General features: G+C 45.4%; 27 protein-coding genes. 17 read left to right on the forward strand and 10 right to left on the reverse strand.

Going from position 1 to position 25,738, the window contains the following annotated elements; genetic code table 11:
• The first annotated feature begins 69 nt into the window (after positions 1-69).
• The 7 genes from AC1MDJ_RS00660 (at position 70) to AC1MDJ_RS00690 (ending at position 6,191) form a co-directional block, all read left to right on the forward strand.
• The gene (locus AC1MDJ_RS00660; RefSeq protein WP_479689022.1) at positions 70-1,914 is read left to right on the forward strand and encodes an Lnb N-terminal periplasmic domain-containing protein; all 1,845 of its coding nucleotides are present in this window, start codon (positions 70-72) and stop codon (positions 1,912-1,914) included.
• Positions 1,915-2,007: 93 nt separating this feature from the next.
• Positions 2,008-2,805, forward strand: a complete 798-nt coding sequence (locus AC1MDJ_RS00665) for a hypothetical protein (protein WP_479689023.1) — start codon at positions 2,008-2,010, stop codon at positions 2,803-2,805.
• A 60-nt stretch (positions 2,806-2,865) separates the two neighbouring features.
• Complete coding sequence (locus tag AC1MDJ_RS00670; RefSeq protein ID WP_479689024.1) at positions 2,866-3,384, forward strand: OmpH/Skp family outer membrane protein; 519 nt, start codon at positions 2,866-2,868, stop codon at positions 3,382-3,384.
• Between the two features lie 3 nt (positions 3,385-3,387).
• A complete protein-coding gene (lpxD, locus tag AC1MDJ_RS00675; RefSeq protein ID WP_479689025.1) occupies positions 3,388-4,398 on the forward strand; it encodes a UDP-3-O-(3-hydroxymyristoyl)glucosamine N-acyltransferase in 1,011 nt (336 codons plus the stop codon).
• A 2-nt stretch (positions 4,399-4,400) separates the two neighbouring features.
• Complete coding sequence (fabZ, locus tag AC1MDJ_RS00680; protein WP_479689026.1) at positions 4,401-4,841, forward strand: 3-hydroxyacyl-ACP dehydratase FabZ; 441 nt, start codon at positions 4,401-4,403, stop codon at positions 4,839-4,841.
• Between the two features lie 4 nt (positions 4,842-4,845).
• Positions 4,846-5,631 carry an acyl-ACP--UDP-N-acetylglucosamine O-acyltransferase gene (gene lpxA, locus AC1MDJ_RS00685; protein ID WP_479689027.1) on the forward strand — a complete coding sequence of 262 codons (786 nt, stop codon included), beginning with the start codon at positions 4,846-4,848 and terminating at the stop codon, positions 5,629-5,631.
• Positions 5,628-6,191 carry a lysozyme family protein gene (locus AC1MDJ_RS00690; protein ID WP_479689028.1) on the forward strand — a complete coding sequence of 188 codons (564 nt, stop codon included), beginning with the start codon at positions 5,628-5,630 and terminating at the stop codon, positions 6,189-6,191. Before lpxA ends, AC1MDJ_RS00690 begins: the two co-directional genes overlap by 4 nt.
• Before the next feature lies 1 nt (position 6,192).
• On the opposite strand, the gene AC1MDJ_RS00695 is transcribed toward AC1MDJ_RS00690, so the two are convergent.
• Positions 6,193-6,591, reverse strand: a complete 399-nt coding sequence (locus AC1MDJ_RS00695) for a PaaI family thioesterase (protein WP_479689029.1) — start codon at positions 6,589-6,591, stop codon at positions 6,193-6,195.
• Between the two features lie 19 nt (positions 6,592-6,610).
• Complete coding sequence (locus tag AC1MDJ_RS00700) at positions 6,611-7,138, reverse strand: DJ-1/PfpI/YhbO family deglycase/protease (protein WP_479689030.1); 528 nt, start codon at positions 7,136-7,138, stop codon at positions 6,611-6,613.
• A 158-nt stretch (positions 7,139-7,296) separates the two neighbouring features.
• Between AC1MDJ_RS00700 and AC1MDJ_RS00705 the strand changes: the two genes are divergently transcribed.
• Positions 7,297-7,524 (forward strand): hypothetical protein, encoded by a 228-nt coding sequence (locus AC1MDJ_RS00705; protein ID WP_479689031.1) that lies wholly within the window; start codon positions 7,297-7,299, stop codon positions 7,522-7,524.
• Complete coding sequence (locus tag AC1MDJ_RS00710; RefSeq protein ID WP_479689032.1) at positions 7,499-8,113, forward strand: hypothetical protein; 615 nt, start codon at positions 7,499-7,501, stop codon at positions 8,111-8,113. The genes AC1MDJ_RS00705 and AC1MDJ_RS00710 overlap by 26 nt, the downstream gene beginning before the upstream one ends.
• 41 nt (positions 8,114-8,154) lie before the next feature.
• Here the strand turns inward: AC1MDJ_RS00710 and AC1MDJ_RS00715 are convergent, their stop codons facing one another.
• Both AC1MDJ_RS00715 and AC1MDJ_RS00720 read right to left on the reverse strand, forming a co-directional pair.
• Positions 8,155-9,330 (reverse strand): sensor histidine kinase, encoded by a 1,176-nt coding sequence (locus tag AC1MDJ_RS00715; protein WP_479689033.1) that lies wholly within the window; start codon positions 9,328-9,330, stop codon positions 8,155-8,157.
• Positions 9,300-11,984 (reverse strand): tetratricopeptide repeat protein, encoded by a 2,685-nt coding sequence (locus tag AC1MDJ_RS00720; RefSeq protein WP_479689034.1) that lies wholly within the window; start codon positions 11,982-11,984, stop codon positions 9,300-9,302. Before AC1MDJ_RS00720 ends, AC1MDJ_RS00715 begins: the two co-directional genes overlap by 31 nt.
• 68 nt (positions 11,985-12,052) lie before the next feature.
• On the opposite strand from AC1MDJ_RS00720, the gene AC1MDJ_RS00725 reads away from it, so the two are divergent.
• A complete protein-coding gene (locus AC1MDJ_RS00725; RefSeq protein WP_479689035.1) occupies positions 12,053-13,828 on the forward strand; it encodes an HAD-IIIC family phosphatase in 1,776 nt (591 codons plus the stop codon).
• Here the strand turns inward: AC1MDJ_RS00725 and waaF are convergent, their stop codons facing one another.
• The 6 genes from waaF to rpsB are packed head-to-tail and all read right to left on the reverse strand — an operon-like array spanning position 13,829 to position 18,194.
• Positions 13,829-14,881, reverse strand: coding sequence for a lipopolysaccharide heptosyltransferase II (gene waaF / locus AC1MDJ_RS00730; RefSeq protein WP_479689036.1), 1,053 nt, complete (start codon positions 14,879-14,881; stop codon positions 13,829-13,831).
• A 3-nt stretch (positions 14,882-14,884) separates the two neighbouring features.
• Positions 14,885-15,910, reverse strand: coding sequence for an S-methyl-5-thioribose-1-phosphate isomerase (gene mtnA, locus AC1MDJ_RS00735; protein WP_479689037.1), 1,026 nt, complete (start codon positions 15,908-15,910; stop codon positions 14,885-14,887).
• Complete coding sequence (locus tag AC1MDJ_RS00740; protein WP_479689038.1) at positions 15,900-16,193, reverse strand: succinate dehydrogenase assembly factor 2; 294 nt, start codon at positions 16,191-16,193, stop codon at positions 15,900-15,902. Before AC1MDJ_RS00740 ends, mtnA begins: the two co-directional genes overlap by 11 nt.
• Positions 16,174-16,707 carry a 2-oxoacid:acceptor oxidoreductase family protein gene (locus AC1MDJ_RS00745; RefSeq protein WP_479689039.1) on the reverse strand — a complete coding sequence of 178 codons (534 nt, stop codon included), beginning with the start codon at positions 16,705-16,707 and terminating at the stop codon, positions 16,174-16,176. Before AC1MDJ_RS00745 ends, AC1MDJ_RS00740 begins: the two co-directional genes overlap by 20 nt.
• 19 nt (positions 16,708-16,726) lie before the next feature.
• Positions 16,727-17,392: a translation elongation factor Ts gene (gene tsf, locus AC1MDJ_RS00750; RefSeq protein WP_479689040.1), complete on the reverse strand. Its 666-nt coding sequence runs from the start codon at positions 17,390-17,392 to the stop codon at positions 16,727-16,729.
• Between the two features lies 1 nt (position 17,393).
• Positions 17,394-18,194 (reverse strand): 30S ribosomal protein S2, encoded by an 801-nt coding sequence (gene rpsB / locus AC1MDJ_RS00755; protein WP_479689041.1) that lies wholly within the window; start codon positions 18,192-18,194, stop codon positions 17,394-17,396.
• Between the two features lie 273 nt (positions 18,195-18,467).
• Between rpsB and AC1MDJ_RS00760 the strand changes: the two genes are divergently transcribed.
• From AC1MDJ_RS00760 to AC1MDJ_RS00790, 7 genes are all read left to right on the forward strand, one after another.
• Positions 18,468-20,786 (forward strand): flagellin N-terminal helical domain-containing protein, encoded by a 2,319-nt coding sequence (locus tag AC1MDJ_RS00760; RefSeq protein WP_479689042.1) that lies wholly within the window; start codon positions 18,468-18,470, stop codon positions 20,784-20,786.
• A gap of 80 nt (positions 20,787-20,866) precedes the next feature.
• Entirely contained in the window at positions 20,867-22,177 is a 1,311-nt protein-coding gene (gene rsxC / locus AC1MDJ_RS00765; RefSeq protein WP_479689043.1) for an electron transport complex subunit RsxC, read from the forward strand.
• Complete coding sequence (locus AC1MDJ_RS00770; protein WP_479689044.1) at positions 22,178-23,191, forward strand: RnfABCDGE type electron transport complex subunit D; 1,014 nt, start codon at positions 22,178-22,180, stop codon at positions 23,189-23,191.
• Entirely contained in the window at positions 23,188-23,757 is a 570-nt protein-coding gene (locus AC1MDJ_RS00775; RefSeq protein WP_479689045.1) for an RnfABCDGE type electron transport complex subunit G, read from the forward strand. The genes AC1MDJ_RS00770 and AC1MDJ_RS00775 overlap by 4 nt, the downstream gene beginning before the upstream one ends.
• Positions 23,758-23,759: 2 nt before the next feature.
• Complete coding sequence (gene rsxE, locus AC1MDJ_RS00780) at positions 23,760-24,362, forward strand: electron transport complex subunit RsxE (RefSeq protein WP_479689046.1); 603 nt, start codon at positions 23,760-23,762, stop codon at positions 24,360-24,362.
• Positions 24,363-24,364: 2 nt separating this feature from the next.
• The gene (gene rsxA / locus AC1MDJ_RS00785) at positions 24,365-24,940 is read left to right on the forward strand and encodes an electron transport complex subunit RsxA (protein WP_479689047.1); all 576 of its coding nucleotides are present in this window, start codon (positions 24,365-24,367) and stop codon (positions 24,938-24,940) included.
• Positions 24,940-25,738: RnfABCDGE type electron transport complex subunit B (locus tag AC1MDJ_RS00790; protein ID WP_479689048.1), on the forward strand; the 799-nt coding region annotated here is incomplete at its 3' end. The genes rsxA and AC1MDJ_RS00790, both read left to right, overlap by 1 nt.

Here is a 25,738-nt window from a genome sequence, read left to right on the forward strand (position 1 = left end):
ACACACGTAGCTCAGCAGTTGAAAGTTAAAGTTGCGTGTGTGCCTCTTGTCTGTATTTTCGCCCTACTGTTGCTATTTCCTAGTCTAGCATATAGTCAGAACCAAACATTACTAACGTTGTCTGGCGACCCATACTGGGAGACTCTCTTGCACTATAAGCGAGGTTGGTTCACGGGCTACCGCAGTTTGATAGACGACTCCGCATTCTTTTTAGCTAAAAATGGTCAACGTGATAGACATGCGGAGCTTGAAGCTACAATAGCGGCTATATTAGACCCTGATGTTGCTAAGGGGGATGACCATGCTCAGTGCAGGTTCCCTGCTAGAACGCGCTGGCTCACGGACAAAATGCCTGAACTAAAGACTAAACTACCAAAGGTCAGTTGTCCTAAATACGATGAAGCCTATAAAGTAATATCACCAACAGTTGCATCGTTAGTGTTCCCCTCTACCAATATGTCTGGACCAGCATCAATGTTCGGGCATACTATGTTACGGCTTGAGCGGGATAATACATCGCCGTTGTTGGGCTATGCGATTACTTATGCTGCTGATGCAACTGACGCTGGTGTTGCTAAATATATTGTGTATGGGTTGTTTGGCGGCTTTGATGGGGTGTATTCTGTCAAGCCATACTCAGCTAAATTAACCGAATACTCCGCCATTGAGTTGCGCGATGTGTGGGAATATCGCCTGAAACTAAGTCCTGCAGAGGTTCAGCAGATGTATGCCCATATATGGGAGATGAGTCTCGTCAAATCGGACTATTATTTCTTTGATGAGAATTGCTCTTACAACCTATTATTTCTGGCAGAAGCTGCCAGAGAGGGCATCCACCTGACAGACGGCTATATAACAGTAGTGCCGATTGATACGGTCAAGGATATTAGGCGGGCGGGGTTGATTGATTCCACTCAACTGCGCCCCTCACGGATAACGACTATTCAAGCTATAGCTGGAGCTATCCCCGCCTCATCTGTGGCTCTGGCAGAGAAAATTGCTAACAAGGACACCTCTGCTACTATAAATGATATGTTTAATGATAACTGCAGCGATATTGAACGTGCCGATATATTGAACCTAGCTTATGAATTGGTAATGTATAACTCACATAGTGGCGGACTTAGCCCAGAGGAGTTGCGGCAATACCAAAATAAGTTGTTTGCCATATCAAGTGCCATAGCAAGGCTACCCGTCAGGGGCACTGCTTGGAATGTCTCGCAGCTAGAAGTGTCGCCTGATATGGGGCACGACAGCAAGCGAGTGTCTATCGGTGCAGGTTATGGTGGGGACAGTCCATACATATCAACAAATTTTAGAGCTTCTTATCATTCACCAGATGATAATGAAGCGGGCTACCGACTAGGGGTATATATAACGTTGGGAGAGTTATCGCTACGCTACTATACGGAGAAAGAGCATTTTAGTCTTAATAAATTCGCCGTGTTAGATGTTCTGAACCTATATCCACTGAAACATTTTCAGCGTGGATTCTCATGGGGGCTATCGGCGGGGGTGCGCGATAGCTCTATAAAGGCGGAGGAGAGTGAATATGCAGCTTATTGGAACTTGGGTGGCGGGTTCAGCATTCAACTATCTAATGCTATAATCTGGGCGTTTGCTTATGCTGAGCTGGCAAGCGACAATAGTTCTAGCGGTGTCTTATTTGGCAGTGGCGGACGGCTTGGCGTTATAGCTCCAATAACAGACAACTTCAAGCTGATGATAGATGGCAGGCACTTGACATATACCGATAGTTCGGAACATTCCGAGAGCAATATCACCGCAAAGCTGGCAATCTACCCCGCTATAAACCATGCACTAGTATTTGATGCAAACTACACCAATCGCAAATTCAAAGACACGCACGAGGACGACACGTCAGCGGGGCTGACCTACAGCTACTTCTTTTGAGATTGGCTATTCTAGTGATTATTGACAACCTATCCCGCGTGTGCTACTATAATTCCCGTTGCAGTTTATGGCTCGTTCACTAGGGGGGTGTTTATGCAACGTTTATGTTATTTGCTTATTGTTAGTTTTCTAGTGTTATTTTATCCATCGTTAATTTTTGCGCAGAGCACGGGCGACAATGGCTACCGGTCTGATGGATATGACAAAAATGCTGACGGTTTTGAAGAATACGACAAGGAAGCGGTTGATGATAGGATGCGGCGGCAATGGGAATGGGAGAATGCTGAGAGGCAGAGGGAGCTTATAGATAGGCAAGCGTTCGCTCAACGGGGCAAAGAAAGTATCCGTGATTCTGTAGGCAGAACGCATATGTATTTAGGAGTTGGCGTGGGCGGAGATATGGGCGGTCCAAAATCTTTAGGATTTGAGCACTATTGGACTGCATACCTCGGACTAGAAGTTGTTGCGAGGTATATAAGCGATTGGTATAGTATTACGAAATTTGAGTCAGAGAGCTATGGTGGCGATGCAAACATACTATTAAAACAGCCGTTTGGCGATGGTGGTAGCGAGTTCTTTATCTCAGGTGGCTATGGGCATTATAACACAACGAAAGCTGAGTATTATGGCATTTTAGACCACGCCTCTGCCACCAAAGATTCCGGATATGGAATATTTGGCATGGGACTTAACTTCCACAGTGCGGGTAGCTTTGTTAGTGTTAGGTATAAATATTATAAATCGCTGGACAATCCAGAGATAAAAGTTGAATGGACTACTAGGGATTATGATACTACAATTTGGGCTTGGGTAACTAACCACCATGAAAAAGTCTTTAAGATAGAGGATTTCAGCACAGTTGAGTTTGTAGTTGGCATAAGGTGGCATTAGTTTGACAAATTGTTAATAGTCTGTTATATTCTCCATAAAAATATTTTTATGGGAGATACAATGAAAAGGGTAACAGTTTTCGCGCTAGTATTTGCGCTAATACTTTCGGTTTCCGCCTTTGCTGAGGATAGGATTGCCATCGTTGATATAGTGCTATGTATGTCTAAATCAACTGCAGCTCAGCGTGCGCAAGACGAACTAAAGGCTTATGAAAATGAGCGCAATACTAAGTTCAAGAAGTTGCAAGACGAACAAGCAAAGAAAGAGGGTGATTTTCAGAAAACAGCGGGTGCTCTATCAGAGGTTGCTAGGAAAGCGCGCATAGATGAGCTTACTAAGGGCAGAGCTGGTCTTGAAGCTACTTTCCGTCAATATTCTGCTGAGGTTCAGAAGAAAGAGCAGGAACTTACGGCTAAAATTCAGAAAGAGATGCAAAGCTATATAGAGGCTATCGCAAGGGAGCAGAAATACACGTTAGTGTTGCCTGTGCAAGCGATGGTCTACACAGATGGCAGCTATCCTAATATTTCGCAACAAGTTATAGACAGGTATAATAAGGCATCTGGAAAGAAGAGATAAGAGATGACTAGGCTTGATACACTTGCTGCTGGTATAGGTGCAGAGCTTGTCCCCGCTAGTGCGGGCGCAGTGCAGGTGGCAACCCTTTCATTGCCTGAGGAGCAAAAGTCTGACAGCATTTGTGCGCTGAATAAAGTCTCAATGTTAGCTCAAACTGCGGGTGTAGCGGCGGCGTATATTGTGCCGCTGGACTTTCCCGCTACCGATAAACCATTGTTAAAGGCGAAGAACCCTAGACTTGCTATGACACTTGCTATTGATATATTGCATCCAGCTAAACCGCTTATTGGTGACGTATCTAAGCTGGCAAGTGTAGCGGACAGTGCCAAAGTATCGGCTAGTGCTAGGGTAGATGATTTTGCCGTAGTGGGCGAGGGCAGTGTTGTAGGTGATGGGGCGCATATATGTAGCGGGGTTATTGTGGGTGCAAATGTTGTTATAGGCAAGGGTTGCAAGCTATATCCTCATGTGGTTATATATGACAATACTGTTATGGGCGATGGTGTTATTATCCACGCTGGTGCGGTTATAGGTGCGGACGGTTTCGGCTTTGAGTTCACAGGCGCAAATCACAGGAAGATTACCCATATAGGCAATGTGGTTATCGGTAATGGTGTAGAAATAGGTGCAAATAGTGCTATAGACAGGGCTGTTATCGGCAGCACAGTTATTGCTGCTGGCACAAAGATAGATAATATGGTCCACATAGGGCACAATGTGCAGATTGGCAAGAACTGCCTCCTATGTGCACAGGTAGGTATTGCAGGCTCTACTGTAGTAGGCGATTTTGTTACTATGGGCGGGCAGTGTGGTGTAGGCGACCATGCGAATGTTGAATCGGGCACTCAGTTGGCTGCAAAGACGGGCGTTATGAAACATCTATCAAAGGGTGTGTATGGTGGTTTGCCTGCGCGTCCTATCAATGAATGGCTAAAACAGACTGCCCTGATAGGGCAGCTTGGCGATATGAAACGAGAGCTGTCTGCCATTAGAAACAGCATAGGGGAGAAGTAGTTATGGAAATACAATATGACATAAATCTAATAAAAAAGGTCTTGCCACATAGATTCCCATTTTTATTGATTGATAGGGTGCTTGAAATTCGTGAAGGCTATTCTAAGGCGTTAAAGAATGTGACTTTTAACGAAGATTTCTTCAACGGGCATTTCCCTAATGACCCTGTTATGCCCGGTGTTTTGCAAATAGAGGCGTTAGCACAAACATCGTGTTTTTTAGCGTATTATGCACATAAAGACAACTGGAATGACAATGCGCAGGTATTTTTTGCCAGCATTGAGAGTGTGCGTTTCCGCAAGAAAGTTGTTCCGGGCGACCAGCTAATACTTGAGGCACATATTGAGCGGCAAAGGGGGCGTTTCTGGTGGACGCGTGGCACCGCATCGGTAGATGACGAGGTGGTGTGCGAAGCTAGCTTTAGTGCTGTGATTAGTATATAGTAAGATGATTCATTCAACAGCTTATGTAGATAAGACGGCAGAGGTAGCGGCGGATGCCGAGATAGGACAGATGGCTTATGTTGGTCCGCGCTGTATTATACACTCGGGTGTGAAAGTCGGTGCAAAAGCTACCGTTGAAGTTGATACTGAGGTAGGCGAAGGCACTTATGTGTATCCGAATGCACATATCGGTGGCGACCCGCAGGACGTGAGCTATCGCGGCGAGCCTAGCAAGCTAATCATAGGTAAACGTAATAAAATTCGTGAATTTGTCACCATGCACCGCGCCACTAATAAAGAGGACGGCACAACAGTTGTAGGCGATGATAATCTGTTTATGGCGTATGTGTGTATATCTCATGATTGCAAGATAGGCAGCAGAACTATAATGGCAAACTGTGCTACGCTAGCAGGGCACGTGCATGTGGCTGATGATGCGGTAATATCGGGGCTTATAGGTATTCACCAGTTTGTTCATATAGGCGAGCTTGCTATGGTGGCGGCTCTGTCGCGTATCAGCAAGGATGTGCCACCGTATTGCACTGTGCTTCATAATAATATAGTTTCTATGAATACGATAGGGCTGCGCAGGCATGGGGTGGATGAGCATGCTCGTGCGGAGTTGAAGAAAGCATTTGAAATATTTATAGACAAGAATATTCTAGTGAAAGACCTGCCCAGTAGATTTGCAGAGCTAGAACAAACTAGAGAGGTTAAAGTCTTTTCTGATTTTGTAACACAGTCAAAACGTAGCGTTATTAGAAACTTTGGCAGACCGCTAGACCTATGAAAAGGGTTTATGTTTGTGTGCTAGCCACATTCTTAAGTTTCTGTGTGTTTGTGAATGTAGTTTGTGCCCTGTCGTTAATGAATGCTGGTGCTACTCTCAACGTATTTTACATGTCAGCTCGGGCAAGCTCTGTTAAACGGCTTGTGGGACATATACTATTTGAATCTGGATTTTTCCTCAAGGGGGATAGTCCTGATGACATAACGGGCTATCTAAACGAAAGTGCTAAAGAAGTGGGGCTTGAACCAGCTCTGGTGACTGCTTTAGCTAATATGCTTGGCAGGGGACAATACACAATAAGCTACAATGGCGCAGTTGGGATAATGGCGTTGCAACCAGAGGTTATGGGCGATGTTGACCCATTTATTGCGAAAAATAATATAAAGACAGCCATATACTATCTAGCGGCGTTATTAGAGCAGACTAGCGGCGACCTGCCGAGTGCACTAGAAATCTATCTTATGCCTAAAAAGTTATATACTGGGGTTCGCTATGAGGGCACCCGCCAACTAATATCAGATGTAATTGAATGCTATAATGCATCTGCCTGTGGCAGGTAAATTAGCAGGTGAGAAATGTTCCTCTGCCACTTGCGACCAATTTGCCATCAGCGTTATAAATGTTCGCCTCTGCGGTGGATATGCGTTTGCCATATTTGATTGCCTTACCTACAGCCATCAGATTGCCGATAGCTGGGGCTAGGAAGTCCACGCGCAGGTCTATGGTTGGTACGCCTCTGCCTATATAGGTGTATAGCGAAAAGTCAGCGGCTAAGTCTATCAGTCCTGCTACAATCCCGCCATGAGATGAGTGTTTATCAGGGTTGCCGAGCCACTCATCGCGATAGGTTGCTGTCATCTCTACGAAACCTTCGCCTGCGTCTATCACGTTTATGTTCATCCACTGGTGAAAGGGTGCGCCAAGTATTCTTCTTTCAATTTCTTTAGCTAGTTCGTTCATATTTGTGTGTACTGTTTAATTACTTACTTGCTAGGTAAGCGACAACTTCTTTCATAAACTGCGCCACGTTTGGTGCGCTCATAGCCGATATTATATGTTCGTCTCTCATAGCGGGAACGTCTTGCCAGACGGTGCCAGCGTTGACCATATCGTCCTTGATAGCGCGCACCGATGTAGCTTTAACACCTTTTAATATGTTTGCTGATATTGCTACCCAGCCAGCGTGGCAGATGAAAGCGACCATCTTCTTTTGTTCATTTAGTTTGCGGACGATGTCAAGTGCTGCTGTGTCTCGTCTGATGAAGTCAGGTGCGAATCCACCTGGGATAATTACTCCGTCTAGCTTGTCGGCATCAAGAGCTTTGAATGCAACGTCAGATATGGCGATGTAGCCCGCTTTGCTATGGTATTCAGTTTTAGCGGCAGTGCCTGCCACGATAACCTTTGCTCCAGCTTCTTCTAGCCTGATAGTCGGGTATAGAAATTCGCGGTCGTCAAAGTAGTTTTCAATGAACACCGCAATAGTTTTAGATGATAAATCTGTCATGATGCACCCCCTATCTCCCACCATTTTTTGTAGTTGCACAATATTAGTGTATGGCGGGTTGGGTTGTCAAGCTATTAAAATATATGGACGGCGGGGAGGGTTGTAGTAGTCCGACAGGTCTGCTATAATCATGCAAACAGAATTATTGGAGGGCAACTATGTATGCAATGACATTAGACGAAAAGACTAACATAGCTCTGCGCAGTATTGAGTTAAAAAAAGCAGGCAAGAAAGACGAGGCAATGGCACTTTCCAAAACTATTCCTGTCTCACTATCTGTTGCAAAAGCTATGAAAATGGCGTTTGGTGGCGACTATGTAAAGAATAGTGGTTTTAATTTATCAGAAGTAGAGGCAGTATATGGTAAAGAATGGTTTGATAGATAAAATCTTTGATAGTGTAGCTAATATAGATATTGGCAGACAAAATTTAGCAACGTCAGGAAAGACTGAAGCGGGACTTTCTATTCTAACCGATGGCTTACAAAATGCAATATCAGCATATCAAGAGGCTAGAACAAATTGCAACTTAGAGCTGATATGGAGAGCTGAAGCAGCATATCTAGCACATGAAAAAGAAATTTGTGAAGAGACTATCAGAGAAAAAGGCAAAGATATGGCAAATCTACTAATATTGAGTGGGTTAAGCAATATGCTTGTTAAATCTAATGATGCACTACGCTCACTCAATACATTAGAAACAAATCCACAAGACTATGTAAAGGCTGAAACAACGCACCCTACGACTGGCACACCATATCGGGTAAGGAGTGGTGTCCCTAAAGATGCTTTCCATAATGCATGCAACTACAATATTAAGTGCTTACAGCACAGTTTGGCAACGCCCGGAATCAATCAGCCCGAGAAAGAGCTTATGAAACATCGCATTGAAAATCTACAATACGCCAAGATTGAGTATGAAAAACTACAGAAAAAAGCACTAGGATTGCCCGAAACAACCATAAAAAGACGCTAAAAATAGCAAGCTCCCTGCCCGCCTTGCTAGATGCCCAGAAGTCATCGGGCTTTTTTGTGTTTATTCAGTGAATATGGGAGTGTTACTTTGAACGATGTCCACGTGTTGCTGTCGCTCTCAACCGTTACGTTGCCACCATGTGCACGTGCCAGTTTATAGACTATAGATAGTCCTAGTCCGGTTCCCTTTGCTTTAGTAGTCTGAAAGGGCACGAATATCTTATGCCGCATATTTTTCTTAATACCGCAACCATTGTCGTGGACTATAAAGGCAATTTCTTTATCAGTAGCAGTAGAGCGTAGCGTTATTTCGCCACACAGTGGCACAGCCTCTATAGAATTGTTTATTAGGTTCATAGCAATATGCCTGAGCAGGTCTTTATCGCATTCAACTAGATGTTCTTCATCTAGTTCGTTGATAATAGAAATATTTCGCTCTTCCAGCTTATGCCGAAGAAACAACACAACATCATCTACAATATCTGCTAACACGTGTGTCTGTTTCCTTGGGCGAATATCCTTTGTAAATAGCAGAGTGTTTTCCACAGTGTTGTTTATGATGTGTATAGCTTTTATAATATCAGCCGTTAGTTTCTTATGTCCATTGTCCGTAAGCTCCCGCTCTAAAAGTGAGGCGGAGATTTCCATATATCCCAAAGGGTTTCTTATGTCGTGTGCTATCTGCGCTGCCATCTCTCCCATAGTCTGCAGATTTTCATTGCGCTGTGCCTCTATTTCAAGTGCCTTGATTTCCGATATATCATCAACAACAAGCACGGTGCCCTGTTCCAGCTCATCTTTTGAGATAAGCGGTGTAGCACTTACGCGAAAAAACGCATTCTCATACTCAGATTCCACAGCACCGCCACTAGAGAGTGCCAGCTTAAATATTTCTTTCAGCCGTTCTTGTCCAATCTTCTTCCTGATACGTCTGCCCGCGTTATTTTCTAGGGTAATATTTTCGTTAGAATCAAAGACTATAATGGCAGAGCGTGCGCTATTCAGCACGCTGTCAAGTAGTGTTGATTTGTATGAAAGTTCATTTTTTACTCCGTCAACGTAGCCTAACAGCGTAGTGACGGATTGAATCATTGTATGTGTCTGCTCAACCTGCCCGCTAGCGTTGATAAAGGCATTAAAGTCGTCTTTAAGCTGCGACAGGTTGGCTACTGCATAGTTTTTCTTATTTAGCCCTGTTGAGCGTCTCCCTTTTGCCACTTTTCATTCTCCAATTCGCTTTGAGCCATCACCTTATAGGTGGACTCCCCCGGCATCGCCACTATCTGGCGGAAATAATCTACAGCACGGTCGTGTTCGTTCAGGTTTATGAGCGAACGGGCGATATAATACAACGCTTGGGCTTTTTTCTGATTATCCTGCCCATCGTCTTTAGTATTATCAACATAGTATTGCAATGGGGACAGGGCACTGGTGAAGTTATTGCGCTTGTATTCAAGCATCCCCGTTTCTAAATAGACCTCTTCGCAGCCGTCAAAAACATTACCAGAATTGGTAGTAAGTTGTAGATATATATGTCTAAACTCTGCCTCACGTTTCACATCGTCAGTGGTGAGCTTGGCTATATCGTAGCGCATCTTTAGTGCGAGTGGTCTATTGGCGGTGTATTTATCAAGCAGTGCAATTGTATATTCAGGTTTCTTACAGCCTGCAGTTTCCTGCACTATAGTCTTAAACTCTTCTGCCGTCAGGTTGTTGATATTATACACCACATTATTGCGGCAGAGCGTATAGCCGATATTAGCATATATCGGGTCGGTTGTAGGCACTATATCATCGTAGAGTCTGGCAGCCTCGTTAGGCATACCTACGTTTAGTAGCGTCTTGGCAACGAAAATCTTTGCTCTGTTGTTAAATGACTGGTCAGGCCACAGGTCAAGCCATGGGTAGTTTTCTTGATAAAGGTCTAATAGCTTTGCGTTGCCTCCGCTGGCATAAGCATCGCTCAAATCCATTGAGAAACTTTGTTCTAACAATCTCCTCATATCGCGCACATATTTGCCACGAGGAGCATAAGCCAGATAGACTCGTGCCCGATAGCGGAGCATTTTAGGAGATAGACTAGCGGTTGAAGTGACGTATTGATACATTGAGTCTTCCCACAGAGCAGTCCAGCGGTTAGTTTTGTTATCGGTGTGGTTCACCATCCAGTCCTCAACATCTGTTATCGCTTGATAGAAGTTGCCCGCATCAAATTTATCGTGTGCTATACTATAATAAATATCGTCTATATTTTTCTGAATAGCATCTTTGTGTGGAGAATCTGGGAAACTCGCAAGTATCTGTCTATACATCACAACAGCACCTTCATATTCTTTAGCTTCTTGAAATGCGACTCCCTTGTCAAACAACATCTGTTCTTTTAGTTTAGATAGCTCTGCGTTCTGTTCGTCATTGGCATAGAACGCTAGGTATTCATCAATCTTTGCTGCCAAGCGCACAGCATCACCATCGTTTTGCAGTGCTTTTAGGAGCACCATCTCTGTGCGTGGACGTAGCCCGTAGCTTTCAGCATCATCAGTATAGATTGGGGCGAAGAAGTCTTTCCACTCATCAGCCGTTCGTGCATTAACGTTCAGCTCGGCAAAGTCCACTCTAGCGCGCAGACCTGATTCTGTGATGCCTGCCACAGCCATTAGGTTCACTAGTGCCTCTGTCAGGCGCGGAACATCGCCGACCATGCGATAGGTTTCGGCTAAATCTTCCCAAGCAGATACCGCCTCTGGTGAGCTTTTACTGGTGAGCTGCTGATATATATCAATGGCTTTCTGCGGAACGCCTTTATCCTTAAATACACGGGCTAGGGCTAGTAGCTGCGAATCGTCTAGCATATCAGAGACACTTGCCACAGAAGCATTCTCATATAGCCGATACGCTTTATCAATCAGCTCTTCGTTGAGATAGAGCTTGCCTAGTATATTACGTACATCGTCAGCCTCAGCCTTAAAGACGCTTACGTAGTTCTCATACGCCTCTATAGCATGCGGGTTGTCGTGTAGTTCCTGATACAGTTCTGCTATGCGGATTAGGGCGTGGCGGCGGGTCTCCATATCTGATGAATAGGCGTATATATCACGATAGGTAGATATTGCGCTACTCATATCCCCGCTAGATTCTTTAGCCAGTGCCGATAATATCTTAGCTTGTAGCACCCTATTGCTGTCGGGGAAACGTTTTACAAATTCATCGTAGGCAAGTCCCGCCTCTAAAAATGCCGTAGGAATTGTAGCTCCCATATCCATATACACGCTGCCCAGTCTGAATGAGGCATCTTGAGCGTAGAATGGATTATTAGATGAGATAAGCCCACGAAGTATCGCCACAGCCTCAGGGAAACGCTTGTCCCGCTTATAGTTGTCAGCCAGTGCAAGTTGTGCATCAAGTGCGGGGTCCTCTATACGTATATTGTCTTTGCGCAACATAGGCGCGCCTACGCCATAGCTCAACAGAACGTTATCAAGCTGACGTTGATGGGCGGCGATAAATCGCAAGCCATGCGGGTCGTAGAATGCGCCGAAATCGGTATTCCCCTTTAATGTTATAATGAGTTGCTTGCCTGAACCAGTGATAGACTGGATATATTTGTCATCAAAACGCTGATTGAATGGTTTTTCTATGTTATCCTTAAAGTGAACGATTACTTTAGTGCCGTCTTGCTCTATAGATGATACGCTCTGCGTGGATATGCGCAGGAACAACTCGGTGCTGATTGCGTCCTTGCGGAGCAACACCTCCTGTGCTTGTAAATCCAGCGGCTCTATGGCGGCAATACATGCCGCAAAAGCAACAAATAAAGCTATCCTTGCTCTCTTGCTCATGCCCGCCATTATACAGGCTAGCGAACTATTTTGCAAGGGGAAAAATAATCAATATCAATCATAAGGGATTGGCAAGGAAAAAGTTGTTGTGCTATAGTGTATGTATGTTTCACGGGCAGTATCCATTTGACGCTGACGAGCTTATAAAGAAACGCAAATCTATCCTGCGGGGGTTGCGTTCTCAGGCGGGAGCGGGCATATTTATTGAGAAAAAGGTTGCCATACTAGGTGGCTCCACTACGGCGAGCATCAAGGAGCTACTTGAGATTTTTCTGCTGACCAACGGAATATTGCCGATTTTTTATGAATCAGAATATGCGCAATATTGGCAGACGGCTATGTTTAGCGAGGATTTACCTGCATTTAAGCCTGATATTATATTTATTCATACCACGTTTAGGAACATAACAGAGCTACCCGCTATGGGCGACTCTGGTGTGGATATTGATAATAAGCTTGAAAAGCAGTTCAATCATTTTAAGACTATGTGGGAAAGGCTAGCGAATGCCTGTCGTTGCCCTATCATTCAGAATAATTTTGAGCGTCCTATCTGGCGTCTTATGGGCAATAGTGATGTCAGCGATGTTCACGGCGCATCAAACTTTGTATCGCGGCTAAACCAGTGTTTTTACAAGTATGCTCAAGCCGGTAAAAACTTTTATATAAACGATATAGACTATTTGTCAGCCTCATTTGGGCTTGCCAGCTGGCATGACAACTCCGCTTGGTATATGTTTAAGTGTGCTATGGCGGTCTCTGCAATGCCAGAGTTGGCGTTCAGCGTAGCAAACATTATTAAATCAATCTATGGCAAAAACAAGAAAGCCTTTGTTTTAGACCTTGACGACACTTTATGGGGTGGAGTAATAGGCGATGATGGTGTGAATGGGATACTGGTGGGGGAAGATAACGCCGCAGGTGAGGGCTACAGCGAGTTCCAGCGGTATATAAAGGCGCATAAAGATTTAGGGATACTTCTAAACATCGCCTCTAAAAATGATGAAAATAATGCTATGCTCGGTTTGAATCACCCTGACGGCGTGTTAAAGTCAGACGACTTTGCAGTGATAAAGGCTAACTGGGACAGCAAAGATATTAACGTCCGCGCTATTGCCAGCACTCTGAATATTGGGCTGGACAGCCTTGTGTTTATAGATGATAACCCTGCAGAGCGTATGCTCGTTAAGGAGAATGTCACTACGGTAGCCGTGCCGGAGCTTGCCAGTGCGAACGATTATATTAAGGTGCTAGATGGTGCAGGGTATTTTGAGGTGACCACCCTTACGGCTGACGATTTAAGCAGGGGGCAGATGTATCTTGATAATGCTAGAAGGCAGCAGCAGCAGGGGCAGTTTAGTAATTACGATGATTTTTTATGCTCGCTTGGTATGGTTGCTACCATCGCCCCATTTGAGCAGCTCTATATCAGCCGCATAGCCCAGCTAGCTAATAAGACAAACCAGTTTAACTTGACCACTAGACGCTATACTGAAGCCCAGATTACGGCGATTGCAAGCTCTGCTGATTACATCGCGCTGTATGGCAAGCTCACCGATAAGTTTGGCGACAATGGGCTAGTATCGGTTATAATTGGGCGCAAAGGCGGTGGCAAGCTAGAGGTAGAGCTGTGGCTGATGAGCTGCCGTGTTCTGAAACGCGGGCTAGAATATGCTATGTTTGATAAACTCGTCCAGCTGGCGGTGCAGTCTAATGTAGAGACTATTATAGGCTATTACTATCCTACTGATAAAAACACTATGGTTAAAGAGTTTTATGGGGAACTAGGGTTCACTAAAACTAATGAAGTTGCTGATGGCACCAGCACGTGGGAGTATAAAACGGCAAACCATAGCACTAAAAATAATGTAATAAAAACTTGATTATTCAAGTAAATATAGCATTGCGTTCACAACCTTTTCAGGGCTGATATTATTCATACATTTGAAGTGTTTCTGTGGGCAGCTTTTGCTTCCGTGTGGTCCGCACGGGCGGCAGTCAAGTGTAGTGTCCTCTACTATGACGTATCTGCTACTCCCGTAGGGGGCAAAACCGAGACTAGGCACGGTTGCACCGAATATTGCTACGACTGGCACAGATTGGCTGACTGCGATGTGCAGCGGTGCGCTATCGTTGCAGACAAGCACGTCAAGCGATTTGATTACCGCAGGGATTAGCTCAAAGGGAACTTTATTAGCAAAATCAAAATATTCAAAATCAAGTTTAGTCCTTACTGTGTCAGTAGCAAATACATCGCTTGGACCGCCGATAATAGCCACAGCAAACCCGATAGTATGGAGCTTTTGCGCTAACTGCACAAAGGAGTCTGCACACCACATCTTGGTGTTCCACGTGCTGCCGGGACATAGCCCTACCACCCGCTTGCCACCGCATATCACCTTATAATAATCTTTTAAGTTGTTATAGTATCTTTCATCAAGGTGTGTGAGCGGTAGCCCCCCCAACGTCTTAGCATCAGATAAAGTGTAGTTTTTCATCATTAGCACAAGTAGCGACAGGCAGCGTTCTACCTCGTGTAGGCTCATATCGCGGTTAGTGCGTTTATCTAGTAAGAATGATAGTGCCGCCTGCTTGTAGCCAATTAGTAGTGGTATTTTGGCAAGTTTCATCAGTAGCGTAGAGCGGAACGATTTATGCAAGACAAATGCTATATCGTATTCAGCAGCTTTCAAGCGCGTGGCTAGGCGAATAAAACCATTTAACCCTTTATCTGTCCCGTATTTATCATAAGTAAGCACGTTAAATAGAGAGATTTTTTTCAGGAGTGGTGCACTCTCTGGGCGGATGCAAAGGTCTATCTGTGCATTTGGTGCCAGTTTACGTATTGCCTTTATCAGTGGCGTTGTAAGTATTGCATCCCCTATGAAGGATGGATTGAACACCAGTATTCGTTTTGCACTAGACAGCTCATTCATCGGCTAGTGTCTCAATAGTTTCAAGTTCACAGCGAAAGGGGGCATTATAGTCCCCTTTTCAGTGATAAAGCCTGTTATTAGCTCGTTAGGCGTCACGTCAAATGCGGGATTATAAGTGTTAAATAGCTTGCTAATTTCGTGCCCGTCTCGCTCTTCTATGGGTATCTCTGCTCCGCTTGCGATGTTAAAGTCTATGGTAGATGACGGACATGCCACGTAGAACGGCACATTATAACGTTTAGCTATGATAGCCACTCCCAGTGTGCCTATCTTGTTGGCAGTGTCGCCGTTTGCAGCAACTCTATCACAGCCGACAATAGATAGATTGACTTTGCCCCTGCTGAACACATCAGCTACCATATTGTCGCATATAAGTGCTACATCTATGCCCGACTGGTGTAGCTCCCATGCGGTGAGTCTGCCACCCTGCAGCAGTGGGCGTGTTTCATCAGCATAGACCTTGAACTTAATCCCGTTTTCGTGAGCCACATACATAGGTGCTAACGCCGTGCCTATGCCCGATGTTGCTAGTGCACCGGCATTGCAGTGGGTGTGTATAGTGCAGTTGTCTTTTATTAGCGGTGCACCCACCTCGCCAATCTTGCGGCACATCTCAATATCTTCATTATGGATAGTTTTTGCACATGCGACTAACTCATCGTAGAGCTGTTTTGCGCTGGTGGCTTTGCTGGACTTCGCAAGTGTAGCCATTATATTGATTGAACGCGATAGGTTGACTGCCGTGGGGCGCGATGTATTGATGTAATTTGCCTGCTCTATAAATAACTCTCTAAATTCATTTACGGGCAGGGCGAGGTTAGCAAACAGCCCCGTAAGTGCGCCGTAAGCCGCTGCAACGCCTATTGCAGGTGCTCCGCGCACCTTTAATGCGTGTATGGACTCCCACACCTGTTTTATGCCAGTTTGTTTTTCATAAGAAACTCGTTCTGGCAGAGCCGTTTGGTCTAGTATGGTGAGGGCGTTATCGTCCCAGTATAGCGTTCTGGGTATTGCAATCTTATCGGGCATAGATTTTCACGCCCTCCGCACGACATATATCTGCGTAGTTTAATATATCAGCCAACACGTTGCGGTATTGTTCCCCGTAGTTATTAGGCAGGGTGCGTTTTATCAGCAAATCCATCAAATCGTTGTCGGTGATAGCAACCAAGAGTTCATCAAGCAGGGTAATATCGGTATTATTGTAGTTGACCGCAACATTCTCCATAAAACCCTTTAGGATGGTTTCATTTTCTAATATTGCGCGGCGAACGGCGTGATAATATGCCTGTTTATAGGACTCGTTCTGCAAGTTCACGCCCCACTTCAAGGGCTTTTATATTAGCTTCAACTGCTTTTGGTATGCTGTCTGCTACTGCACGTTTAAGTGCATCATCAGAGACAGCGTTATATATGCGGTTGAGTGCGCCTAGCGATATGATATTAGCCCCAAGCGATGAGCCGAATACACTCTGTGCCGAGTCCATGACCGGTATATTATAGACTTTATATTTGTCGGGTGTGTTTTGTACTAGGAGCGGGTCAACTATTATAACGGCATCTGGCTGCAAATCAGTTGCATATTTGTCCAGTGCCTCTTGTGTCAGAGCCATTAGCAGGTTAGGGGACTCCACCTTTGGATAGTTTATCTCTGAGTCGCTGATGATAACCTCTGCTTTGCTAGCTCCGCCACGAGCCTCAGGACCATAGGATTGCGACTGAATGGAGTTCACATTGTCGTATATAGATGCTGCACGGGCTAGAATTATCCCCGCAGTGATAACTCCCTGCCCGCCAGAGCCTGATAGCCTGATTTCTTTACGCATAAGCACACACCATAGTGTCCTACCTTTGGTTAGCCTGCCCTACCTGTGCCATAACCTCTGACACAAAGTCGCCAGCGACCTTCTCTATCCCCTCGCCTAGCTGATAGCGGACAAAACGGCGGATGCTAATCTTTTCGCCAATCTTAGCGATTTTGTTGACAAGATGTTCGTTCACCGTTATGTCAGGATTCTTCAAGAATGGCTGGGACAGCAGTGCAGACTCAGCCTTAAATTTGTTCATCTGCCCATCAACAATTTTGGCGATTATATTATCAGGTTTGCCGCTCTCCTTTGCTTTAGCAGTGTATATCTCTTGCTCTTTGACAAGCAGTGCGGGGGTTATGTCGTCTTCACTAATGGCGATAGGGTTATTGCCACAGATTTGCAGGGCTATATCATTGCAAAGTTCTTGAAACTCAGGTGTTTTAGCCACGAAATCAGTTTCACAGTTCACCTCAACCAGCACGCCTATGCGTCCGTCTCCGTGAATATATGCATGGACACGCCCGTCTGCAGCCACCCTAGATGACTTTTTGGCAGCATCGGACAGTCCTTTCTTACGCAGATATTCCACTGCCTTGTCAAAGTCGCCACCCACTTCAACCAGCGCTTTCTTGCAGTCCATCATTCCGGTGCCAGTCTTTTCTCTTAAATCCTTTACTATGCTTGCACTGATTTCTGCCATGTTAAACCTCAACGTCTTCTTTTATTTCTTTAGCAGTTTCTGCGCTACGGATAATCTCTTCATCGGGGATATCGTCATCAGCCGCTGCAGCGCGCACTTCGCCTAATAGTTCTTCATCGCGACCAACTCTGCCCTCAACAATTGCATCGGCTATACGTCCAGCTATAAGCTGGCATGCGCGGATAGCATCGTCGTTGCCCGGTATCGGGAAATCAACCTGTTCGGGGTCGCAATTGGTATCAACAATAGCCACTATCGGTAGCTCCAATAGCTGTGCCTCGTGGATAGCGTTTGCTTCCATCTTTATATCAATTATGAACAGCACATCGGGGATGTTGTGCATCTCCCTTATCCCGCCAATATTGCGTTCTAGCTTTTCATATTCTTTACGGAGCAGAGACACCTCTTTTTTGGTGAAACGTTGCACGTAGTCAGACGTGAGCATTGTTTCAAGCTCTTTTAGCCGTTCTACACGGCTCTTAATTGTCTGAAAGTTTGTCAATATGCCACCTAGCCAGCGGTGGTTGATGTAAAAGCAATTGCTCTTTTCGGCTGCTTGTTTAATGGCATCTTGCGCTTGTTTTTTAGTGCCTACGAATAGAAAAGTAGAACCCTTTTTCGCCATATCGCGCACAAATTCATAAGCGTTGTTGAAACATTGGACGGTCTTCTGCAAGTCTAGTATGTAGATGCCATTGCGGGCACCGAACACGTATTTACTCATCTTCGGATTCCAGCGTCTAGTCTGGTGACCGAAGTGCACCCCTGCCTCAAGCAGGCTCTTCATTGAAATATAAGACATATTATCTCCTTTGTTATACCTCCGCCTGACGCTACCGACACCCAGCAAACCAGTGAAAATATTGATTCACATTGATTTACAGGGCACTCGTCGAACAGCTGTTATCTCAAGCGTGTTTAGTTGAGTTATTTATACGCTATTTTTTAGAAATGTGCAAGAATTAATTAAACTTTTCCTAACAATCTGCCGATAGTGCGGGGTATTGCATGGAGGCAAGAGCTAAAACTAAGGCTGTATAGCTGTATGGCTGTATGGCTGTAATAGGGGAGAGCCATGCAGATTTATACTAATTCGTTGTCATTTACTGCCAACAGGCATCTTAATGTTGCCAATCGTGCGCTGGAGAAGAGTGTAGAGGGGTTGTCTAGCGGTTTGCGTATCAATCGTTCTAGTGATGATGTAGCTGGGATGGCAGTGTTTGAGAAATTACAGATACAGTTAAAGGGTATGGCTAAGGCGGCTACTAGTGCGCAGAATGGCATTAGTTTTCTGCAGGTAGCGGACAGCAGTATGGGTGTTATAGGCGATATGCTGCAGCGGATGAGGGAGTTAGCGGTAGAGGCGGGGGATGCCACGTTTACGGCTAATGACAGGCGAGCATTGCAGGCGGAGTTGGAACAGTTAAAGGCAGATATAGATAGGATTTCAGTTGAGACTGATTTTAATACACATAAGCTGTTATCGGGTGATGCGTCAGGGCTATGGAGCAGTAGTAATGCTGGGATAGATGTTATATTGACAGGTGCGCCTGCTGGTGGCAACTATAAGCTGGAGTTTAGTGTAGAGCCGGGACAGAATGCCGTTTATAAGACGAATATTATGCCATTAGCAGATGCAAATATTGGTTATATGTTCTCAATTGTTTCTAACACCAGCGGGTATATGAACTTCAATGGCACGGGCGATCCGCGCGCAGTCAACAATGCGACTATAGATTATTGCTCACCTAGCAGCTCGTCGGCCAGTTATTTGGCCAGGCTTTTAGCTAGCGATGGCACAGGTATGATTGGTTATAATTACCATTTGTCGAGTTTGAATTTAGCAACGGGCGCTACTGGTTTTTATGGTTCTATAACAATGGAATTTAACGAGGACGTTGCCAATGTGGCTGGTAACAGTGGCACAATTGGCTTCACCGCTACAGATGCCATAACGGGCGAAACCTTTAGTGCGACAACAACGTATACATATGTTACCGGTGTATCCACCAATAATATAAGAGTTCATACAGATGGTCTTTCACTTGGTAATGCATTATATTTCAATGCATCATTGTTATGGGGTGCTGTCACTAGTGATGTTACAGCCGGCAACAAGGCACTGTTCGGTTCAGCGATTGTTGCACCTCTGCAGCCTAATGTTAATACCAACGAACACCTTATACTTAATGTTAAACCTGTAGGAAATAGTTCTACATTGACTGTAAATCCGTCAGTTAGAATAGAGAAAGGTATCCGTGTAATTATTAACCCTAATGCTAGTAGTGGCGCGTTGACGGTTGTTAATATAGTTAATGGTGAATTTGTTAAAGCAACTGTTAACTGGTATAGAGATTTTAATAATCCAACTTTTTCAGGCACTGTGACGTTCGGGAATACGATAGACCCTCTGCCTGGCACCATGTTAAAGGACATATCGCATTTCACAGATTCGGATGGTCGTATGCTCTTAGATAATACTAGAAAGCTGACATTGCTCGGCAACAACAGGACTGCTGAGATATATCTGGGCAAGTATGATACATTGCAGGAGTTTAACGATAAGCTCGCCTATGCGATAGCTATAACACTAGAGATGGGCGACCCCGATGTTGAGATTAGCAAGCTGGCTCACATAGTAACAGCTGCTGGTAGTGGCAACGATGCTGTTAAGGGCACTATTGTTATGCAGGGGGCGATGACGGGTCGGAGTTCAGAGATACGTTTTGTAGCGGATGAAGATATTCTTAGGGCGTTAAGCATAGAGCAGATACAGCAGTCTAAGGATGATGTTATAGAGATGAAAGTAACAGATGCGCATACGGGGCAGTATGTCAATAGTGATTTGTCTATAGACTTTATGATGAGGGGGGTTATAAAGGGTGTTAATATAAAGCTCAACCCGAATATAACTACCAGTGCGAAGATGGATGCTAATGGCAATATAGCATTTGAGCAGGACGCAGGCTTAAACCCGCAGTATATCCATATAGCGAACAAGGAGACGGGTTCGCAGATAGGTGCGAATGCGGGGCAGTATATAGATATAAGCGTAGGCAGGGTTGATACTGTGGCGTTAGAGATAGATGATGCATATCTCACTACCTTGCCTGATGCACAGAGGGCACTTTTTAAGATAGATGCTGCCATTAAAAATGTAGTGCAGCAGAGGGCGGAGATAGGTTCTCGTATCAACAGGATGGAATATGCGTTGAAATCGTTATCTATCGGACAGCAGAATGTTCTGGCGGCGTCAAGCAGGATAAGGGATATTGATATGGCAAAGGCGAGTGCGGACTTCACGAAGAACCAGATAATGATGAACGCAGCCACATCAATGCTAGCACAAGCTAACCAACTGCCACAAATGGCACTACAGCTGATAAACAGGTAATAACAGTCTTTTAAGCCACCCCCTCCCGTAGGGGGGGGTGGTTATTCACTTCTTATTTATTTTGTGCTATCCTAAATGCTATGGCGTTTTTCAATGCAGCTCCATTTAATGGCATACATCCTGCTGACGAAAAGTCAGCCACCCGCTACAAGCCTGTGGAGCACCTCACGACCAAAGACGGCGATGAGTTCTACTTATTTCTGTCTCAACACATAGGCGCACCCGCCCAGTGTATAGTGAAAAAGGGGCAATCAGTTCTCGCTGGTGAACTCATAGCCACTGCAAGTGGTTTTATCAGTGCAAACATTCACTCTCCCGTTGATGGAATTGTCCAATCAATAGACCTGTCCGCCGACCATCCAGTATCAGGCAAAGCACCGTGCATAGTTATTAAAGCTGTAGAGCAATCAGGCGAATATATGCGCATAGATAGAGAGATAACGAACATTGCTGACGTAGCAAAGGTTGCGGGTATTGTGGGGCTAGGTGGGGCAATGTTCCCCGCACACGTAAAACTATCACCTAAAAACCAGCTGGATACACTTATAGTGAATGGTGCTGAATGTGAGCCATTCCTCACCTGCGACCATAGGCAGATGTTAGAGCGGACGTGGGATTTAGTGCAAGGCGCGCTACTGATAAAAGATGCACTAAAATTAAAAGAGGTAATATTCGCCATTGAAACCAACAAACGGGACGCAATCCGTTCTATTGAGAGCATGGCGGGCAACAAGGCACGCGTCCAGCCACTACACCAGATATACCCGCAAGGCGGAGAGAAACAACAGATATTCACCGTGACGGGTAGAGAGGTGCCAGAGGGGAAACTTCCATCTGACATAAACATAATACTCCACAACGTTTCAACCGTGCTTGCCTTGCGAGACGCTATTGTTGATAGAAAACCGCTTATATCACGGGTTATAACTATTTCTGGTGGGGTTAGAGAGCCTAAAAACATATTAGTCCCACTGGGCACACCTATATCACGGCTGGTAGAAGCCTGTGGCGGCATTAAGAGTAGCCGCAGAGGACGCAAGATTATTATTGGCGGTCCTATGACAGGTTGCACGGCACAGAGCTTGAATATCCCGTCTTATAAAGGTATGAACGGCATAGTTGCCCTGCGTGAGCCACTATTTGAGCCTAAAACACAGCCGTGTGTGCGTTGCGGGCGGTGCATTGAGGCGTGTCCGCAGAACCTGTCGCCACTGATGTTGGAAAGCTATGCTAGAAACTCTATGCTGGAAGATTTGCACTCCCACAGACTATTAAGCTGTATTGAATGCGGTGCATGCAGCTACGCATGTCCGTCAAAAAGACCGCTGAAAAATCTATTTAAGCTAGCAAAACCTGCAGTTATGGGCTATGCTAAAAACTTGAGTGTGTAAATGGATAACAATAATAAAGTAAATAACAGGTTCGTTCTATCTATCGCACCGCATATACATGCGGGGGCTAACACTAACCGAATGATGTTTATGGTGGTGGTGGCTCTCACCCCAGCAATAGTGATGTCCGTGCTACTATTCCACCGCTCAGCCGTAGTATATGCGGCAACTATAATAAGTGCGCTACTCTTTGAGGCGGTTTGTAGTAAGATTATGGGCAAAGAGCATACACTAGGCGATTTCAGCGCATTTGTAACGTCAATATTGCTAGCTATGAACTTGCCCGCCACTGCACCAGTGTGGATGTGCATTGTAGGTAGCTTTGTGGCAATAGTCATAGCGAAGATGGTTTTTGGTGGGCTGGGGTGCAATCCATTCAACCCTGCACTTGTTGCACGAATCTTTTTGCTAATATCGTTCCCCGTGCAGATGACTACCTACATTGCGCCGTCTATGGGTGGTGTTGATGCCGTGAGTGCAGCCACCGTGATGAGTGCAGCTAAGGTATATTCACAGGCGCACGGAGGACTAGATGGATATGTGTTGCCTAGCGCATATCAGAGCTTTCTAGGCTTTCAGGCAGGGGCACTTGGGGAGACATCAGCTATTGCGCTGCTTATAGGCGGACTGTTTCTACTGCTTGCGCGGGTTATCACGTGGCATATACCAGTGTCGTTCTTATGCACTGCGGCTTTGCTAGTCTGCACACACCATTGGGCACATCCTGATGCGATACTGCCACCGCTTGTCCAGCTATTCAGTGGCGGACTGATACTAGGTGCATTTTTTATGGCGACTGACTATGTGACCTCCCCGCTATATCCAGCGGGAAAACTAATATTTGGAGCGGGTTGTGGCGTTATAACCATAATGATACGCATATTCGGCAACTACCCTGAGGGGGTAGCATTCTCTATACTAGTGATGAATGCGGCAACTCCGCTGTTAGATAGATATTTAAGACCGCGTGCCTACGGCGAAGCATCTATATTTGAGAGGGATGTAAGCAAATGACGGCAAACAATCGGATTAAAGAAAACCCCGTTAAATACTATGCGTTGGTGCTTTTTGTCGTTTCGCTAGTGGCTGCCTGCGTGATGTCCATAGCAAATATGCTGACTAGGGATATTATAGCAGAGGAGATTCGCAAGGAGTTTCTGCACGGTCTGCAGGCGGTGTTGCCGCCATTTGACAACAGCCCCGATGAAGAAAACGTTGAGCTTAACGGCTACAAGGTATATATTGCTAAAAACAGCGGTAAGCTGGTGGGTTACGGTGTTTCAACAACCACGAACAAAGGCTATGGCGGAGCAATCACGGTGCTGGTAGGTGCCGATATCAAGGCTACTATAACTGGCGTTGTCGTGTTGCAGCACGCTGAGACGCCCGGACTTGGAGATAAGATTACGCTGGTTAGCTGGACGGGGCAGTTTGTAGGGGGGGCACTCTCTAAAAAATTTGCTGTGAAAGCTGATAATGGCGATATTGACCAGTTTAGTGGTGCAACTATCAGCCCGCGCGCCGTCTGTGATGCTGTCAATGTGGCGGCAACGATATTACAAAAGGTTAGTGTAAAATAGATATGTTGAAACAGGCATTAAAGACGTTACGGGAAGGGATTTTTGACAACAATCCCACCTTAAAACAATACTTGGGTATGTGTCCCGCGCTTGCCGTCAGCACATCTGTAGCAAATGCGCTCGGCATGGGGCTAGCCACCACTGCGGCACTGGTTGTGGGCTGCACGTCTGTATCAATATTTAAGAACTCTATTCCGCGCAAAATCAGGCTACCGGTATATTTGGTAATGATTTCAGGACTGGTGACTGTCATTCAACTACTAATGAACGCCTACTGGCATGGGCTTTATAAAATGCTGGGCATATTTATCCCGTTGATAGTAATCAATTGCATAATGTTATTCCGTTCAGAGAGTTTTGCGCTAAAGAACGGTGTGTTCATATCGTTTGTAGATGCACTTGCCAACGGGCTTGGCTTTACCCTTGCACTTGTGTTAATGGGGGCTATTCGCGAGATAGTCGGCAATGGCACACTACTTGGTGCACCTATTGTGACTACTATGCCTAAAACGTTAATATTTTTGTTGCCACCGGGTGGTTTCCTCGTAGTCGGCTTTTTGGTGGCGGGATACGGCTACATATACAAGAAAATAGGGGGTAAATAGCTATGGAATACATAATGCTCTTTATCTCATCGTCCCTTGTCAACAACTTTATCCTCATCAGATTTTTGGGTATATGCCCCTTTATGGGGGTGTCGCGCTCTATAAATGTGTCTGTGAGCATTAGCCTAGCGATAATGTTCGTTATGACGGCATCGTCATCGGCTACGTGGCTTGTGTATAGGCTGGTGCTAGTCCCGCTGGGGATACAATTCATGCAGACGGTTGTTTTTATACTGATAATCGCCTCGCTAGTCCAGTTTGTAGAGATGGCTATAGAAAAAACTAGCCCGCAGATGCATGTCGCACTAGGTATATATCTGCCACTCATTGCTACAAACTGCGCTGTGCTGGGTATTGCACTAATAAATGCACAGGACAATCGCGGTTTTTTAGAGATGTTAGTCTTTACTATTGGTTCAGCTGCTGGTATGGGCGTGGCACAGGTGCTGTTTGCGGGCATTAGAGAGCGCGTTTCCTTCTCGGACGTGCCGCAAGCGTTTAAGGGGATGCCAATTGCTTTTATCTCTGCTGGTATCCTCGCAATAGCTTTTATGGGCTTTGCAGGGCTGGTGAAGTAATGTTTATGTTATATGCCATTCTGACAACATCTGCGTTCGGCTTGCTGGCTGGCTTAGGCTTGGGCTTTGCCTCGCGCAAGTTTAATGTGGAGCGGGACGTCAGGAGGGAACAGATTTTAGAACTACTACCAGGGATAAACTGCGGTGCTTGCGGGCAGCCCGGATGTTCCGCTATGGCAGATGCTATCATAGCAGGCTCTGCCCGCCCCGATATGTGTGCCTCATCAAGCAGTAAAGTCATCGTTGAAATTGCTAGAATAATGGGCGTGACAATCACACTCGCCGAGAGACGCGTAGCGACACTTATCTGCAATGGAGATTTAGAAGCTTGTCCCCGTGTGGCTGATTATAAAGATATAAAGGATTGCCGCTTGATGTCTGTTGTGGCTGGCGGCGGGAAAACTTGCATATACGGTTGCCTTGGTGGTGGCACATGCACAACTGCCTGTATTTACGGCGCAATCAGCGTAGGCGATAACGGCATAGCACAGATAGATGAGGATAAATGCATCGGTTGCGGGCTATGCGCTAAAATCTGCCCGCGAGGGTTGATTAGACTGCTGCAAAAGAATAAAGACCTATACGTTGCCTGCTCGTCAAAGGACAGCGGGGTGGTAGTTCGCAAATCTTGCTCCGGTGGCTGCATCGGCTGCAAAATGTGCGAAAAGGCTTGCCCGCAATGGGCGATTAAAGTTGAGAACAACCTATCAGTCATAGACCATTCCAAATGTGTCAAATGCGGTGTTTGTCTGGAAAAATGCCCTACAAAAGCCATTAAAAACCGCAAAATAGGCTTGT

It is taken from the genome of Candidatus Termitispirillum reticulitermitis, from assembly GCF_054655775.1.